This window comes from Polynucleobacter sp. 39-46-10, from assembly GCF_002282275.1.
Genome location: NZ_NCJB01000565.1, coordinates 1 through 1,019 on the forward strand (window position 1 = coordinate 1; position 1,019 = coordinate 1,019).

At 43.4% G+C, this 1,019-nt stretch carries 1 pseudogene; it reads right to left on the reverse strand.

Features of this window, described 5'->3' with window-relative positions:
• Positions 1-939 (reverse strand): annotated as a pseudogene (locus tag B7X71_RS17760) (hypothetical protein); the annotation flags it as partial.
• Between the last annotated feature and the right edge of the window lie 80 nt (positions 940-1,019).

A 1,019-nucleotide genomic window follows, 5' to 3' on the forward strand; every position in this document is an offset into this window, starting at 1 on the left:
TAACAAGGCTTCGCCATCTAAACTTTCTTTATAGATGTCTGGCTTGAGCATTCCCGCAATGCTTAGGCGCGAATTTTTCCAACTGGTTTTAAAGTCTTTGAAAATCCAGTGGGCCCGTTCATTCAGTCGCCCGGGATCTTTTGGTTTACCCGCAGCGTGCCATCCTTTTATGCATCTTCCACCTTGCCAGCTTGCCGTTGTGTATCCCAAGACTTCACATGGAATATTGGCTTTATCCAATATTCTGACCATGACATCAATCCATGCTGCCATAGCAAGGCGATTCTCTTTCATTGAGCCAGAGCAATCAATTAGAAAAGTTACAGTGGAGTCAGGTTTTGGTAGGAGATATTCTTTTTGGTGGATTGCTACGGCACTTTTGGATGTAATTACTCGACTCAGTAATTTTCGATTGAGTAATCCCTCTTCTGACGATTCGAAGCCATGATTCACAGGCGCCGAAAAGAGAGCGCTATAGGTTTTGATAAATCGTGACCATGGTATCGGCCAGCTACTAATTTTTTCATCAATCTCTTCTCGAAAAGATATCAATTGAGCCATGCGGATGGTTTCTAGCGGCTTAATTTCAATATCAAATGCGGTGTCAAAAATACGATATCGACTTAATGCTTGCTCATAGACTTCGCGCTGCATGGCTGAGCCATTGGCAAATGGACTATTTTCGGCAACGGGATGTTTTTGCTGATCAGAGAACTCCCACGGGATTTGAAATTGGTTTTTACTAGAATTTCGCCGTTTGATGCGAATGCTCGGTACGTCTTGATATTCTTTGGTGACCAGATTGGATACAAATTGAGCCATCTCTAATGCTGGCTTTATAAACTCTTCTTGCTTGAAGCGTGTTCGCTTCAGCATCTCTAGCAGGGGGCCGGTAGATTGATAGAGCTCAGAGCGCGGTATTTCAATCGTGTCCTGCATAAGTTGCGGTAAAGCTGCATTATTTAGTCGCGACCATGTGCCACCAAATATTGCTAGTAGTAATAAGTTAATGCTTCCCT